Origin of the sequence: Vibrio metschnikovii CIP 69.14 (assembly GCF_000176155.1) — a bacterium.
Taxonomy (GTDB): Bacteria; Pseudomonadota; Gammaproteobacteria; order Enterobacterales; family Vibrionaceae; genus Vibrio; species Vibrio metschnikovii.
In genome coordinates this window covers 337176-353114 of the sequence record NZ_ACZO01000006.1, presented here as the reverse complement: position 1 = coordinate 353114, position 15939 = coordinate 337176, and the positions used below count along the sequence as shown (strand labels likewise).

Sequence of the window (15939 nt, the reverse complement as noted above, 5' to 3'; positions counted from 1 at the left end):
CTCAGTTATAATGTTATTGAAAATTGATCGATGTCAATCACACATCAATAAAAATAACCATGCGATGTGAATATGACATCTAACTGTTAGCATATTGAGCTCGATGATTAAACAGAGCTACTTATGTCCAAAGCGATCGATCAAGTTGTGCTTAACATAGCATTGAACTTAAGTTCCAACCTATCTAGTCAGCAACAATATCAATGTATGATTGATGGCGTCGCTTGCGTTTTTCCTTGCGACGCGGCCGCACTATTTGTTTTTGATCACGATGGATTTTTAACACCTGTCGCGGTAAAAGGCTTATCAACGAGTGTCTTGGGTCAACGCTATTTTCCTAAAGTGCACCCTCGTTTAGAACAAATTCTACATAGCCAACAAACCGTCCGCTTTGATGCCAATTGTCCATTACCCGATCCTTTTGATGGTGCTTTACTCAATGAACAGCCCTCACTCACCGTGCATGATTGCTTAGGGCGTAGCCTTTATGTTGATGGCCAGTTAGTCGGAGCGTTAACGATGGACTCACTGACCATCGGCGCTTTTGATCATCTTGACCCCATAATGATCGACACCTTCGCGGCACTGACCGCGGCCACCTTACGCAACATCGCTCAATTAAAAGCACTTAAAGCACAGAATAAAAAACAAAGCACCATCACCCAAACGTTGATTCAGCAAGCCCGCTCACAACAAGGTGAGATGGTCGGTCTTAGCCCACAAATCCAGCAACTTCGTCAGCAAATCGCTATCGTCGCCCCCTCAGACTATGCAGTATTGATTTTGGGTGAGACAGGAACCGGTAAAGAATTAGTCGCCCATCAAGTGCACGCTCAATCTCATCGTCGTGACCATCCGATGATTTATGTCAATTGCGCAGCATTACCCGAAAGCCTAGCGGAAAGTGAGTTGTTTGGTCATGTCAAAGGCGCCTTCACTGGTGCAAATCAGCACCGAGCGGGTAAATTTGAACTTGCAGATGGGGGAACACTGTTTCTCGACGAAGTCGGCGAATTGCCGTTAATCCTGCAAGCCAAATTGCTCCGTGTGATTCAGCAAGGAGAACTACAACGTGTTGGCAGTGATAAACACCTTTTGGTTAATGTCCGGATCATTGCAGCCAGCAACCGTAATTTAGCTCAAGAAGTCGCAGAGGGGCATTTTCGTGCGGATTTATTTCACCGCCTCAATGTTTTTCCCATAACGGTCCCCCCATTGAGAATACGTGAAGGGGATATTCCTGTACTGGCTGGTTACTTACTCGAAAAAGTACGTCACCAATTCAATACCCCAAATTTACATGTTCACCCTAGGCTGCTCAGTCAATTAGAAAGCTTGCCTTGGTATGGTAATGTGCGTGAACTGGAACATGCACTAACGCGAGCAGCACTTCATGCTATTCAGCAAGCTCATACGACGATTAATATCGACCATTTTGATATTTTACCCCACCGTTCGGATGTGAAAACAACATCAAGCTTTTTTCCTCTCCATCCAAAATCGATGCGCGAGCTTGTAGAAGTGTATCAAAAGCTCTTAATTGAACATGCATTAAGACAATCGGATGGAGTTTGGTCAAAGGCCGCCGATTTTCTGCATATGGATCGCGGTAATCTGTACCGAATGGGGAAAAAACTCGGTGTAAGCTCAAAATAGACCACTAAGCAGATGTCAATATCACATCCTGTCGGTGTCTTTTTTACATCAACCACAGTCCACTAGTTTGATTTACCCCTTTAAAATCAATAAATTACAAGTTGGCATAAATTCTGCTCTTCGGTAAAGGATTCTACCTTTAGCCCTTCCCTAGACATGAACTGTTTAGGGTTAACACACCGGAGATTTATTATGTTCTGTATTCAATGTGAACAGACTATCCAGACGCCAACCATAAAAGGCTGCTCATTTACGCAAGGTATGTGTGGCAAGACCGCGGAAGTTTCTGACTTACAAGACATCTTGGTCTATACATTGCAAGGCGTTTCATTTTGGGCAAACCAAGCCTACTCGTTCAATATCATTGACGATGAGATCAATCAATGGGCTCCTAAAGCTTTCTTTGCTACCTTAACCAATGTCAATTTCGATCCACAGCGTATTCTTGAGCTGACTCATCTAGCTGCAGAATATCAAGTGCGCTTAAAGGCACAAGTGCTGGCGGCCAGCCAACTCACTAACCAACCTATCACACCTCTACCCGCCGTTGCCCAATTTGAATTACCTGATTCGGTTGAGGCAATTTTAACTCTCGCACCACAAGTGGCGGTTAATCGGGGTAAAGAGATGCTTCACGAGGATGTGATTGGCTTACGTTTATTGTGTTTATATGGCTTAAAAGGCGCAGCTGCCTACATGGAGCATGCGCGTGTACTTGGTCAAACCAGCAACGATATCTACGCCCAATATCATGACATTATGGCTTGGCTTGGTACCGAACCTGACGACCTCTCAGAGCTACTCGATTGTTCAATGAAGATTGGCTTGATGAATTATAAAGTCATGGAGATGCTTGATCTCGGTGAAACGGACACATTCGGCCATCCACAGCCAACCGCTGTTAATGTTAAACCTATCAAGGGGAAGTGTATTCTAGTCTCTGGTCACGATTTACATGATCTAGAAAAAATCCTGCAACAAACGGTCGGTAAAGGCATTAATGTTTATACCAATGGTGAAATGCTGCCTGCCCACGGCTACCCTGAGCTTAATAAATACCCTCACTTGGTTGGCAACTATGGCAGTGCTTGGCAAAACCAACAAAAAGAATTCGCTAATTTCCCTGGAGCGATTGTTATGACCTCCAACTGTTTACTCAACCCAAATGTAGGCCAATACGCTGAGCGCTTATTCACCCGCAGTATCGTTGGCTGGCCGGATGTTGCACATATCGAAGGTGACGATTTTAATCAGGTAATTGAGTGTGCATTAAACCAATCTGGTTTCCTGCATGACGAGATAGAGCAGATGATCACCGTTGGCTTTGGTCGCAATGCGCTCATGAATGCGGCTCCAGCCGTCATCGATCAAGTTAAACAGGGTAATATCAAACACTTTTTCCTAGTCGGTGGTTGTGATGGCGATAAAGCAGAACGCAGCTACTATAGCGACTTCACCGCTGCAGCGCCTGACGATACTTTAATCCTCACTCTTGCCTGCGGTAAATTCCGTTTTAATAAAAACCAGTTTGGCGACATCAATGGTATCCCTCGTTTATTGGATGTGGGCCAATGTAATGATGCTTACTCAGCCATTCAGTTGGCCTTGGCACTGGCAAAAGAGTTTGATTGCGATATCAACGAACTGCCTCTAACACTCGTGCTTTCTTGGTTTGAGCAAAAAGCGATAGTGATCCTATTGACCTTGTTCGCACTCGGTGTGAAAGGGATCTACACCGGTCCAACAGCCCCTGCATTTTTAACCGATAATCTACTCACTATTCTTCAAGATAAGTTCGATATGCGTAGCATTGGCAACGTAGCAGAAGACTTAAAAACGATTTTGGCCGCTTAAAATTTAATGCCCTCTTATGAGGGCATTAAATTTGATGATAGTAGGAGAGAATATTATGTATTTTAAATGGCAGGATCAAACGCCAGTCACACTGCACTGCATCGATAAATTCTTTGAAACTGAAGATACGGTTTCTCTTCGCTTCGGTGAACCGAGCGAATCGTTACTGTTTGATTTTAAACCGGGACAATTTATCAATCTTGGAGTTAAGATAGCAGGAAAGATGGAATTTAGAGCTTATTCAATCAGTTCGTTGAACGCAGAGAATTACCTCCAAATTACCGTTAAACGTGTAGATGGCGGTAAAGTATCGAATTTTTTGATTGATCAATTACAGGTGACAGGTACTGTCCAAGCACTTCCTCCGACAGGTGATTTTAATTGTATTGATCATCCACCGAAAATTCACGATGGGCAAAGTAAAGTGCTACTTATCAGTGCAGGATGTGGGATCACCCCTGTCATGGCTATGATAAAATATTGGCTTCACCATACGATGGAGATTGATATTGAGTTTTTGCACATTGCTCGTTCACCCGAACAAACCCTCTACTTTGATACTTTGGCAACCTATCACACCTTGTACGACAATTTTCATCTGAAGCTGTTGTTGAAAGACGCAAAGAACAGTGGCTATCCGCAAGGCAAAATCGATATACACTGGCTGAAAACCCTAGTGCCAGATATACATTCACGTAATATCTATTTGTGTGGCCCCGATAAATTCATGCGAGATGTTGAAGGTTACTTACTCGAACTCGGCTTTGATATGGCTAATTTTTACCAAGAAAGTTTTAGCCCACTTCAAACTCATAAACCTCTGTTCTCAGACACAGAGGTCAAGGTTGGCGTGGCTAACTTTGCTCAAACCATCAAGGCTCAGAAAGGACAATTGCTTGCTGATGTACTTGAAAATGCAGGAATCCCTCTGATCATCGCTTGCCGCAGCGGTATTTGTGGCTCTTGTAAATGTAAAATTAGTAAAGGTCGTGTAACGACTTTGAATCAAACTGCATTAACCGAGAAAGAAATCGAGGAAGGTTATATTTTGACTTGTTCTTCTACCATAGAGTCAGATATAGAAATCAATCTTAACTAAAAATAAATTATTCATAACTGAGGTGAAAAAAGTAGCGTACTTAGCCATATCAATGACAGATAAATAACCTCAATATTCTTATCCTTATACAAACAAACCGCTCACGGTTAAGTGAGCGGTATTGAGAGTTTTATGCTTCGGTTTTTTTATTTAATTAGTGCAATTTAAGGTTCGGCCTAAGCACTCTGTTGATTCGTCCCACCAACATCATTAGCCCTGTTTTAAAAATACCATGCAAGGCCACTTGATGCATACGGTATAAAGAAATGTACACCACACGCGCAATACGCCCTTCAACCATCATTGAGCCTTTGGTTAAGTTGCCCATTAAGCTGCCTACGGTAGAAAAACGACTTAGTGACACTAAAGAGCCATGATCTTTGTAGATGTAAGGCTTTAATTCTCTGCCATTCAGTTTAGCAACAATATTTTTGAACGCTTGTGACGCCATTTGATGGGCGGCTTGAGCACGAGGCGGAACAAACTTACCATCCGCCTGTGTACACTGAGCCAAATCACCAATCACAAAAATATCATCATCACGAGTCGTCTGAAGGGTATCCTTGACGACTAATTGGTTAATACGATTGGTTTCTAAGCCTGCGATGTCTTTCATAAAATCAGGCGCTTTAATACCTGCTGCCCAAACCATGATCGTCGCCAGGATTTTTTCGCCGTCTTCGGTGGTTAAGCCATCTTTCTCAGCTTTAGTGACCATCGTCGTAGTACGAACGTTGACCCCTAATTTAGTGAGTTCGCTATGCGCGGCGGCAGAAATTCGTGGTGGCAATGCAGGCAAAATACGCTCGCCCGCTTCGATTAAATTAACATTGAGCTTGCTCGAGTCTAAATCACCAAAGCCGTAGCTGTGTAACTCTTTAATCGCATTATGCAATTCAGCGGATAATTCAACCCCTGTCGCTCCAGCACCCACAATCGCAATATCAACCGTTCCGTGACCATTTTTTGCATGTAGCTTTAAAAATTCATTATTCATTTCGGTACGGAAACGATGTGCTTGCTCTGGACTATCCAAGAAAATACAGTGTTCTTTTACTCCGGGTGTGTTGAAATCATTAGATTTAGAGCCAATCGCTAAGACTAGAAGATCATATTCCAGCTCACGTTTTGGCATCAATAACTCATCATGTTCATCTCTCAGTTCACTCAGCGTGATCCGCTTTGTCTCACGGTCAATCGCTTCTAGACTACCAAGTTGAAACTCAAAACAGTGATTTTTAGCATGGGCACGGTAACTCAATGCATCAACGCCTTCATCTAAAGAGCCAGTGGCGACTTCATGGAGCAATGGCTTCCATAGATGACTAGAATTACGATCCACTAAGGTGATGTTAGCGCGATTCTTTCGCCCTAACGTTCGACCGAGCTTAGTGGCTAGCTCTAGTCCACCGGCACCTCCACCGACAACAATAATACGTGTCACAATAACTATCCTCAAACAAATGGTAATAATCAGGGATCAGCACGACGAGTCACACTGAGAAAATTAGTCATACAGTTGTAAAGTCTATAGAGGTTTGCTGTTTATCACTTTTGAACAAAGGCGATGAATCAAATTGAGCTCTATTGGCAAGTTATTTATCTTGCTCTTCGTTTTTTGATGCTCATCAAGCTTTCTGAGCTGAAGGCCATTATATAGCGCTAAAATAGTGACGCAACCCTAGATTTTCATCCTTGTCATCACCGCTATCGCTCCGTTAATCAGTCACTATCTTGATTATTGATTGGGTTAATCATTCACAAAACTTCCCAACATAGCCGTCAATAAAAAGACCCTACCATAACTTATGGTAGGGTCTCGATTCGATTAGAGAAGCGCCGTGCTAGCGAAAACCTCTCATTAACTCAGCTTACTTTTTCTTGGCTGGCTTTTGGTCATCTTTTTTCTTGATAACGGTCGTCCCTTCGAAGGTTTCACCTTCAACGAAAGCTTTACCGTAATAAGCACAAAGAAGGACTTCTTTCAGCTCAGAAATCAGTGGGTAACGTGGGTTCGCACCTGTACATTGGTCATCGAACGAACGAACTGACAAATCATCAATTTTAGCTAGGAAGTCAGCTTCATTAACACCCGCGGCTTGAATCGATAATGGAATATCGAGTTCTTTCTTCAGCTCTTCTAACCAAGTTAATAAACGCTCAATTTTCTGTGCTGTACGGTCGCCTGCTTGGCTTAAACCAAGATGGTCAGCAACTTCTGCGTAACGACGACGAGCTTGTGGACGGTCGTATTGAGAGAATGCGGTTTGCTTAGTTGGGTTATCGTTCGCGTTGTAACGTACAACGTTAGAAATCAATAGCGCGTTAGCAAGGCCATGTGGTAAATGGAACTCAGCACCGATGTTGTGTGCCATTGAGTGACATACCCCAAGGAAGGCGTTCGCAAATGCAATACCCGCGATAGTTGCCGCATTGTGTACTTTCTCACGTGCAATTGGGTCTGCTGCGCCATTTTTGTAACTTGAAGGTAGGTACTCTTTTAGCATCTTCAATGCTTGTAGAGCCTGACCATCAGAGTATTCGTTTGCCAATACAGACACATAAGCTTCTAGTGCGTGAGTTACCGCATCGTATCCACCAAAGGCAGTCAGTGACTTAGGCATATTCATCACTAGGTTAGCATCAACGATCGCCATGTGAGGGGTCAATTCGTAGTCAGCAAGTGGGTACTTAGCACCAGTTTTGTCGTCGGTCACTACCGCAAATGGTGTAACTTCTGAACCTGTACCAGATGTTGTGGTGATGCACACTAGCTCTGCTTTTTGACCCATTTTCGGGAACTTGTAAATACGTTTACGGATGTCCATAAAGCGCATTGCGAGCTCTTCGAAGTGAGTTTCTGGGTGCTCGTACATTACCCACATGATCTTCGCAGCATCCATCGGTGAACCACCACCAAGGGCAATAATCACATCAGGCTGGAAGCTCTTCATCGCTTCAGCACCCTTCTCTACTACCGATAGCGTTGGATCAGCTTCAACATCAAAGAACGTTTGTACTTCCATACCCAATGCTTTGAGCATGCTAACCAATTCGTCAGTGTAACCGTTATTGAATAGGAAACGGTCTGTTACTAAGAAGGCACGTTTTTTACCTTCAAGATCGCTCAGTGCGATTGGCAAGCTACCACGACGGAAGTAGATTGATTTAGGGAGTTTGTGCCACAACATATTTTCAGCTCGCTTAGCAACAGTTTTCTTGTTGATTAGGTGCTTAGGACCCACGTTCTCAGAGATAGAGTTACCACCCCAAGAACCACAGCCCAGAGTCAAAGACGGTGCTACGTTAAAGTTATACAAGTCACCAATACCACCGTGAGTGGTTGGAATATTGATCAAAATACGAGCCGTTTTCATTTTGTCACCGAAGTAACGAATACGGTCTGCATTAATATCTTGGTTGGTGTATAAACCTGAGGTATGACCGATACCACCAATCTCAACCATTCGAACCGCTTGCTCTACGGCATTCTCGAAAGAAGAAGCACGGAACATGCCTAGCGTTGGCGATAGTTTCTCATGAGCAAACTCGTCATCGTAAGACACTTCACCGATACCTTCACCGACTAGAATTTTGGTATCCGCAGGTACTTTAACACCCGCCATTTCAGCAATCGCTGTCGCTGGTTGACCAACGATTTTCGCGTTTAACGCACCATCGATCAGGAGGACTTTGCGTACTTTATCTGCATCGGCTTTACTTAATACGTGAGCTTTATGAGTCGCGAAACGCTCTTTCACTTCATCGTAAACTTCATCCATTACGATAACCGCTTGCTCAGAAGCACAAACCACACCGTTATCAAACGTTTTTGACATCAAAACTGAAGCGACTGCGCGTTTAATATCCGCAGTTTCATCGATTACAACAGGCACGTTACCGGCACCAACACCGATAGCCGGTTTACCAGAAGAGTAAGCCGCTTTCACCATGCCTGGGCCACCAGTAGCAAGGATCAGTGCAATACCTTCGTGTTTCATTAAGGCGTTAGAAAGCTCAACAGAAGGTTGGTCAATCCAACCGATAATGTCTTTCGGTGCACCGGCAGCTACCGCAGCATCAAGAACGAGTTTCGCTGCGTCATTGGTTGAATTTTTCGCACGTGGGTGTGGCGAGAAGATAATACCGTTACGCGTTTTTAAAGAGATGAGTGATTTGAAAATCGCGGTTGAAGTCGGGTTAGTCGTTGGGACAATACCACAGATGATACCAACAGGCTCTGCAATCGTCATCGTGCCTAGACTTTCATCTTCTTCAAGTACACCACAGGTTTTTTCATCTTTGTATTTGTTATAGATAAACTCTGAAGCAAAGTGGTTTTTAATTACTTTATCTTCAACAATACCCATGCCTGATTCTGCCACCGCTTGTTGCGCGAGAGGAATACGGGCTTGGTTTGCGGCTAAAGATGCTGCACGGAAAATTTTATCAACTTGCTCTTGAGAGTAAGTTGCAAATTCTGCTTGTGCCGCTTTAACGCGAGCCACAAGAGCATCAAGTTCAGCCAAATTAGTTACCGGCATAGTGAATCTCCTAAAATAGAAAAATGTTAAAAACTCTTTATTAAGCTTGCTGTCTCTCAGTTTTATTTTGGTCTCACAATAGCTTAAGTAACGACAGACTTAGTAAATTGCTTTCAGAACTGAGTATAATCTTTCATGGTTTGAAAAAAATTGACTCAGATCAGTTCTCAAAAACTAAATAGCACCGCCCAAGAAACACAGCCAGAAAAAAACACATAAGAAGTTGAATTAACAAAGAAAAACAACAAATTAACACATGATTAAAAAAGAGGCTATCAAACACAATAAACTAGAAAAAGTACAACATTTTGTAAAAAAGTTTCATTTTTGTACAACATTACCATTTGTAGCCAATGTTTTATGTGCCAGTTTGAGTATATAGACTCTTAGCTAACTCTCCAACCTCTAGGCTTTTTTTTACAGAAACTGTGTGGATGTTAACAAATCATCATTAAAAACCCATCTCGACCACATTATTTGTAACAGTGCATTATCACAATGATCCCATGATTAGTTTTTCTTAATCATGATGAGAGCCATGAACTAGTTTTTTTCATTCGTGATTTTGTTTCGATTAACATACATTATCTTAGCCTATCTACTTTACTCATCGTCAGAGACTGTTTTAATGCATTTTGAACTCGCCATTTTCCTGCAATTTTTTCTAGGACTGGTTGCCGCGGTTAACCCGGTTGGCATCATGCCTATTTTTGTGTCTTTAACCAGCCATATGACATTGGAAGAAAAGAACAAAACTGCAGCCACGGCCAATATTGCTGTCGCCGTGATCTTAATTACCGCCTTACTTGCAGGGCAAGTTCTACTCGATATGTTCAGTATCTCACTGGATTCATTCCGAGTGGCAGGTGGTTTGCTGTTACTGAGCATTGCTTTTTCAATGATGAGCGGAAAACTGGGTGAGGATAAACAAAACAAGCAAGAAAAATCAGAATACATCAGTCGAGAACAGATTGGTGTTGTTCCACTGGCGATGCCTTTAATGGCCGGACCTGGTGCAATCAGTTCAACCATCGTCTATAGCTCACGCTATCCAAGTATGTTTGATACGATAGGCATTGCCTTAACTATTGTGGTTTTTAGTCTGGGTTCTTGGTTGCTGTTTCGTTCCGCTCCTTACATTGTGCGTTTACTCGGCCAAACGGGTATTAACGTCATTACTCGGATCATGGGACTGATTCTTGGCGCACTTGGCATCGAGTTTATTGCTAACGGCTTACGTAATTTATTTCCTGGTTTGGCCTAACGGTAATCACTAAACATCAATCAAAAGACATAAAAAAGCGAAAACACATCGGTGTTTTCGCTTGACGAAGTATGGTTTGATGACTTAACGCTGACTTATTGTTTCTCAGCCAGAATAATTCGTAATGTACGACGAAGTGGCTCAGCCGCTCCCCATAACAACTGATCGCCAACGGTAAAGGCATTCAAGAAGTCATCCCCCATCGACATTTTGCGTAAACGTCCAACAGGGATCGATAACGTTCCGGTGACTTTCGCCGGGCTCAAATCACGCGCAGTGATATCGCGTTCATTAGGAACAACTTTAACCCATTGGTTATGGGAGGCAATAATCTCTTCAATTTCATCAAGTGGGATATTTTGTTTCAATTTAATCGTCAGCGCTTGTGAATGACAACGCATCGCACCAATACGTACACAAGTACCATCAATTGGGATCGGAGTATTCTGTAAGCCCAAAATTTTGTTGGCTTCAACGCCAGCTTTCCACTCTTCTTTACTTTGTCCGTTGTCACGTTTGACATCAATCCATGGAATTAATGAACCCGCGAGAGGCACACCAAATTGATCGGTGGGAAACGACGCCGAACGCATGGTTTCTGCTACTTTTTGATCAATATCTAAAATCGAGCTTGAGGGATTGGCTAATTCAGAGCTAACCGCATCGTTAATCACACCCATTTGTGAAATTAATTCACGCATGTTTTGTGCTCCTGCCCCAGAGGCTGCCTGATAAGTCATTGCACTGGTCCATTCAACCAAGCCTTTTTCATACAAGCCACCCAACCCCATGAGCATCAAACTAACCGTGCAGTTACCACCCACAAACGTGGTTGTACCTTGATGAATACCTTGCTGAATCTGCGCTAAATTGACAGGATCGAGGGTGATAATCGCTTCAGGATCCATTCTCAACGTAGAGGCCGCATCAATCCAATACCCTTTCCATCCCGCTTGGCGCAAAGCAGGATAAACCTTTTCCGTATAGGCACCACCTTGACAAGTGATGATGACATCTAACTGCTTCAAACTGTCAATATCATAGGCATCTTGCAGCATTCCAGCGTCTTTCCCCAAGTTAGGGGCTGCAATACCAATTTGTGACGTACTGTAGAATACTGGCTCAATGACATCGAAATCTCTTTCTTCGACCATGCGCTGCATTAACACAGAACCAACCATGCCACGCCAACCAACTAAACCTACTCTCATCGCACTACTTCTCCGTGTGTTCAAATAAAAATCTCATCTATCACTCCTAGCGGCAATGATAGAATGTCATGTTATCTACTGTGCTTTATCGTCGATTTAAGTTCAACCCCTGAAAAAGTCTAACTTGGCGTTTTTTAGCGTTTATTAATTAAAACTTCACTTAATCACTCAGATCTTGCAACACAATAATTTCATGCTACAAACTGTTTCATTTCATTAATTTTTCCAAAAAACAACATTTAACACTACAGCAATGTTTTTAACTGATACAAATCACACGGAAATCGCATGAATACCCCCGTCATTCAAGGGCTCCAAGTACCTTACCTAAGTACTCCACATCCATCGCGCACTTCATTCGTTTGCGTTGAATGCCTCCCTTAAAGCTCGTTTCTTGCTTTAAAAGGTTCAAACATACTTGCCTGATCCTTGAAAAAGCCTCTGCGCGATCATCGACTCGAATGCGACATGCATCTTCTCTAAAAGTAACATCAAGTTGCCAGTGCATCGACTCAATTCCCCAGTGAGAACGCGTTGCATCATGTAACTCTTTCGCACTGAGTTTTTTCGAGCTGATGTAGAAGCGGACAGACATATCTTGCTCTGTCGCACGCTCTTCTGTTTTACGCATGTTGACCATGATGCCGACACTTTTCAGGTTTGGCCATTCAAGCTCTAAATCACCTAAAAATGACAACTCATGCGTGACTAATGCACAGCGTGTTTCCTCGCGGCCATGCCCTTTTTCTTGGCTCGCATAACTGTCGCCCTCTGCAAACTCCTGCAACATCGAAGGGCGATAAAACTCACCTATTGCTTTCTCTAACGAGCCTTGGTTTCCCTTTACAGCAAGTAAGTAATCGGCATTTTTATCGATTATCTTTTGCGCGATTTTTCTTTGACAACCCATAGCATCAATCGTCACCAAACAACCAGAAATATTTAGCAATTCCAACAACTTAGGTATTTCTGTGATTTCATTGGTTTTTGCATTCACCTTAGATTGACCAAGACAAAGCCCTTGTGCGGTTGCAAATGCATTGACCATATGAATTGCAGAGCGTTCTTCAGATTTGTTATAAGAGCCGCGAACGGTTTTACCATCGATTGCAACCACTTCGCCATCTGTGATTTGATGACAATCTTTCATCCAACTAATGAACGCTTTTTGCATCGCTGACGGGCTCACCATCCCCATAACGCGAGCGATGGTATCTGACGACGGAATACCATTCTCAAAATCACCCAATGATTTAAGAAAATCGGTTCGGCTTTCACCAAAATCACAGATACCTTCCCAGGTATCAAAGCCGGAGAGCACACCACAGATCGTCAACAAAATAATGTCTGACAATTTGTGTTCTACCTTAGCGGCTTGACGGTAATCTTTTATCACTTCGAAATGCATAAATGGGTTCGTTATTGTCGTCATAATTTGGCTCCGTTTAAGTACAGAACCATTAAAAAACACTCAAAATGATCTACAAATTGATCCTTAATGAGTTTCCAATATTGTGATGGATGCTAAAGAAATACCTTGTAAATTAGAAGGCACTAATTTGACGAAAACCCTTTAAAAATAGGCATATTCATGCGATTTCCCTGATACAAATCACAACAACTCGCTTTAAGTTCGATATGTAACAACATTTCATGTAAAGTCGCAGCCAAATAATAAGGATGCTTACCTCTCCTTGGTAATATCATCGAACTCGAGGTTCTAAACATGACACAAGCCCCCACACGCTTACCCAGTTTGTTACAAGTTATTGTCGCACTGGGGCTGTTTTTATTATTAGCATTTTCTTTTACCGCTCAACTTGATTTACCCATTCAATTAGCACTTTATATTGGCTGGTTTATCATTATGGGATTAGGGGTTCGCCTCGGACACCAGTATAAAGAGCTGGAAAAAGCCGCGTTAACCGGTATCTCTAACGGCTTAGGGGCAGTCTTGATTCTGCTTGCCGTCGGTGCTTTAGTCGGCACTTGGATTGCTGGCGGCATCGTACCAACCATTATCTACTATGGCCTACAAGCCATTCACCCTTCTATTTTCCTACTTGCCACGATGGTGATCTGTTCCTTAACGGCATTGGCTACAGGGACATCTTGGGGAGCGGCAGGTACGGCTGGGATTGCGATGATGGGCATCGGTCAAGGTCTTGGCGTTCCTGCTCCCGTCACCGCTGGCGCAGTATTATCGGGCTGTTATTTTGGCGATAAAATGTCGCCACTGTCTGACTCGGTGATTCTGGCTTCTTCGATGTCTAACGTCGAAGTGATGGAACACATTAAAGGCATGCTACCGATTGCTCTGATCAGTTATGTGATTACCGGCATCATGTTTACCCTATTTGGTTTTCATTACGCGGGTAACGTCGATATGTCACAAGTGCAATCGGTCATCACCGCAATGGAAACCCAGTTTTATATTACCCCTTACTCTTTCATTCCTGTACTGATCGTCCTTGGTTTACTCGCCTTACGTATGCCTTCGTTTCCTGTGATTAGCTTTGGTTCATTGTTAGGTATTATCTGGGCAGTCATGATTCAAGAAGTCGATTTCTTACCTGCATTTAATACTGCTTGGGCTCCATTTAGTATCACATCAGGTGTTGATTTTATTGACTCAATTCTCAACCGAGGCGGTATGTCTTCGATGTTGGGATCCGTTGCAGTGATCATCTTTGGTCTCGGCTTTGGTGGCTTATTGGATAAAGTCGGCGTACTCGAAACGATTGCCAAATTATTTGAGCGCCGCGTCACCAATAGCGGTTCATTAGCAACCAGTACTATTGGTACGGCTTTTATGGGTAACGTCTTTGGTTCCGCGATGTATGTTTCACTCATCCTGACACCAAAAATTTGTGCCAAAAATTATGACCGATTAGGCTATCAACGTAAGAATTTGTCACGCAATGCCGAGTTTGGTGGCACGCTAACGTCTGGAATGGTGCCTTGGAGTGATAATGGTATTTATATGGCCAGTATCTTGGGCGTCGCAACCTTATCTTATGCGCCATTCATGTGGTTAAGCTTTGTTTGCATAATTGTCACGATTTTTACCTCTTATATGGGGTGGTTCGTCGATAAATGTGAGCCAACTGCGACAGCGAATGAGGAGTTAACTGACGAAGAAGTTGTGGTTCAACGTCAATCGGTTTAATACGACTGTCTCTACTATCCAAAAAAAGAAAAGGAGCACATGGTATGCTCCTTTTCTTTTTGGTATTGCTGGTTAATAAATCAGTACGCCTGAAATGATTAGCTTTTTCTAGTTAACTGATCGCGTAGATTCGGTGGCGTACCTTTAATCGTCAATGTGTCCGTTTCCGGATCATAAAAGATACGTTCCCCCATTAACAAACTATCAAAGCTGATGTTCAATCCACCACCCGCTCCTACATACTTGGTGAGTTTGCGTACCGTTGCGCGATCACCAGGAAAGCTTTCTTCCAGTTGGTAACCATGCTCACGAGTAAATTCCAAGAAGCTGGTCCCTTCATGACTGGCAGGTAATTCACTGGATAGTTCTTTAACTTGAACTTCATCGCCGGATTTGATCTGATCATTACAGTAGTCATAGACCTGTTTTTTGTAGCTAATCGCTTCTTCTTTTTCAAGTTTGGCATCACTACAAAAGTCTTCTACCGCTTGCATCAATACTTGGTTTTGCTGTTTCGGATCAAGCCCGACCTCAGCTTGTAAAAAGTCTAAGAAAAAGTCAGACACTTTACGCCCGACTCGCCCTTTAATATAAGACAGGTAGCGATTAGAGGATTTATCCGTTTCAAAACTCGACAGATCGACCCGCGCGGCAATATCCATTTTATTGATATCAAGATAATCGGTAGCACTGATGTCTAACCCCTCGGTCACTTTTAAGCTTTGATTGAGCGGTAATAAGCCAATAAACAAAAAGTGAGTCGCTAGAGATTGGTATTCCGCCAACACCAAAATACCTTCGTCAGCAAAAGGATACTTAATCAACTCTTGTTTAAGACGCTCGGCGCTTTGTTGTGAGAAAGTGTAAAAGTCTTGTTCTCCTTTTCGCAACGCCTGTAACCAGCGTTGTACATCACTGTCCGCTTTAAAAGAGCCAAAGCCCTTTCCCGCTTTTGCATTAAACACGCGATGTAACTCAGAAACTAAGTTTTCGGTTGAGGTATCATTATCAAGCGATTGAGTTCGGTAATTAACCATTAACTCATCGTTATCGTTTTTGCATAATTGATGCAAAATGACATTGGAAAGGTGCAAACTCATAGTGAAATAATCATCGTACTGGTTTCAGTTGTCAGGCATAGT

At 42.9% G+C, this 15939-nt stretch carries 10 protein-coding genes; 5 read left to right on the top strand and 5 right to left on the bottom strand.

Annotation, left to right across the window (positions count from 1 at the left end; translation table 11 throughout):
* Window positions 1-123: 123 nt before the first annotated feature.
* The 3 genes from norR to VIB_RS05130 all read left to right on the top strand — a co-directional run bounded on the left by norR (window position 124) and on the right by VIB_RS05130 (window position 4609).
* Entirely contained in the window at window positions 124-1656 is a 1533-nt protein-coding gene (gene norR / locus VIB_RS05140; protein ID WP_004394923.1) for a nitric oxide reductase transcriptional regulator NorR, read from the top strand.
* A gap of 192 nt (window positions 1657-1848) precedes the next feature.
* Window positions 1849-3510: a hydroxylamine reductase gene (gene hcp / locus VIB_RS05135; protein WP_040904198.1), complete on the top strand. Its 1662-nt coding sequence runs from the start codon at window positions 1849-1851 to the stop codon at window positions 3508-3510.
* Between the two features lie 55 nt (window positions 3511-3565).
* Window positions 3566-4609, top strand: coding sequence for an FAD-binding oxidoreductase (locus VIB_RS05130; RefSeq protein WP_004394921.1), 1044 nt, complete (start codon window positions 3566-3568; stop codon window positions 4607-4609).
* A 154-nt stretch (window positions 4610-4763) separates the two neighbouring features.
* Here VIB_RS05130 and VIB_RS05125 read toward each other — a convergent pair whose 3' ends face one another.
* Entirely contained in the window at window positions 4764-6053 is a 1290-nt protein-coding gene (locus VIB_RS05125) for an NAD(P)/FAD-dependent oxidoreductase (RefSeq protein WP_004394920.1), read from the bottom strand.
* Window positions 6054-6480: 427 nt separating this feature from the next.
* On the bottom strand, window positions 6481-9153 hold the full coding sequence (gene adhE / locus VIB_RS05120) for a bifunctional acetaldehyde-CoA/alcohol dehydrogenase (RefSeq protein ID WP_004394919.1): 2673 nt from the start codon (window positions 9151-9153) through the stop codon (window positions 6481-6483).
* A gap of 628 nt (window positions 9154-9781) precedes the next feature.
* Here adhE and VIB_RS05115 point away from each other — a divergent pair.
* Entirely contained in the window at window positions 9782-10417 is a 636-nt protein-coding gene (locus VIB_RS05115; RefSeq protein WP_004394918.1) for a YchE family NAAT transporter, read from the top strand.
* A gap of 95 nt (window positions 10418-10512) precedes the next feature.
* On the opposite strand, the gene asd is transcribed toward VIB_RS05115, so the two are convergent.
* Both asd and VIB_RS05105 read right to left on the bottom strand, forming a co-directional pair.
* Window positions 10513-11628: an aspartate-semialdehyde dehydrogenase gene (gene asd / locus VIB_RS05110; RefSeq protein WP_004394917.1), complete on the bottom strand. Its 1116-nt coding sequence runs from the start codon at window positions 11626-11628 to the stop codon at window positions 10513-10515.
* Window positions 11629-11929: 301 nt separating this feature from the next.
* Window positions 11930-13060: an ISAs1 family transposase gene (locus tag VIB_RS05105; RefSeq protein ID WP_004394916.1), complete on the bottom strand. Its 1131-nt coding sequence runs from the start codon at window positions 13058-13060 to the stop codon at window positions 11930-11932.
* Between the two features lie 294 nt (window positions 13061-13354).
* Between VIB_RS05105 and nhaC the strand changes: the two genes are divergently transcribed.
* Complete coding sequence (gene nhaC, locus VIB_RS05100; protein ID WP_004394915.1) at window positions 13355-14797, top strand: Na+/H+ antiporter NhaC; 1443 nt, start codon at window positions 13355-13357, stop codon at window positions 14795-14797.
* 98 nt (window positions 14798-14895) lie between these two features.
* Here the strand turns inward: nhaC and yejK are convergent, their stop codons facing one another.
* A complete protein-coding gene (yejK, locus tag VIB_RS05095; RefSeq protein WP_004394914.1) occupies window positions 14896-15897 on the bottom strand; it encodes a nucleoid-associated protein YejK in 1002 nt (333 codons plus the stop codon).
* Window positions 15898-15939 lie beyond the last annotated feature (42 nt).

What these genes read in the sequence shown, in the direction of transcription:
- norR (WP_004394923.1), top strand. Translation starts at nt 124, where the DNA reads ATGTCCAAAGCGATCGATCAAGTTGTGCTTAACATAGCATTGAACTTA.
- hcp (WP_040904198.1), top strand. Translation starts at nt 1,849, where the DNA reads ATGTTCTGTATTCAATGTGAACAGACTATCCAGACGCCAACCATAAAA.
- VIB_RS05130 (WP_004394921.1), top strand. Translation starts at nt 3,566, where the DNA reads ATGTATTTTAAATGGCAGGATCAAACGCCAGTCACACTGCACTGCATC.
- adhE (WP_004394919.1), bottom strand. Translation starts at nt 9,153, where the DNA reads ATGCCGGTAACTAATTTGGCTGAACTTGATGCTCTTGTGGCTCGCGTT.
- VIB_RS05115 (WP_004394918.1), top strand. Translation starts at nt 9,782, where the DNA reads ATGCATTTTGAACTCGCCATTTTCCTGCAATTTTTTCTAGGACTGGTT.
- asd (WP_004394917.1), bottom strand. Translation starts at nt 11,628, where the DNA reads ATGAGAGTAGGTTTAGTTGGTTGGCGTGGCATGGTTGGTTCTGTGTTA.
- VIB_RS05105 (WP_004394916.1), bottom strand. Translation starts at nt 13,060, where the DNA reads ATGACGACAATAACGAACCCATTTATGCATTTCGAAGTGATAAAAGAT.
- nhaC (WP_004394915.1), top strand. Translation starts at nt 13,355, where the DNA reads ATGACACAAGCCCCCACACGCTTACCCAGTTTGTTACAAGTTATTGTC.
- yejK (WP_004394914.1), bottom strand. Translation starts at nt 15,897, where the DNA reads ATGAGTTTGCACCTTTCCAATGTCATTTTGCATCAATTATGCAAAAAC.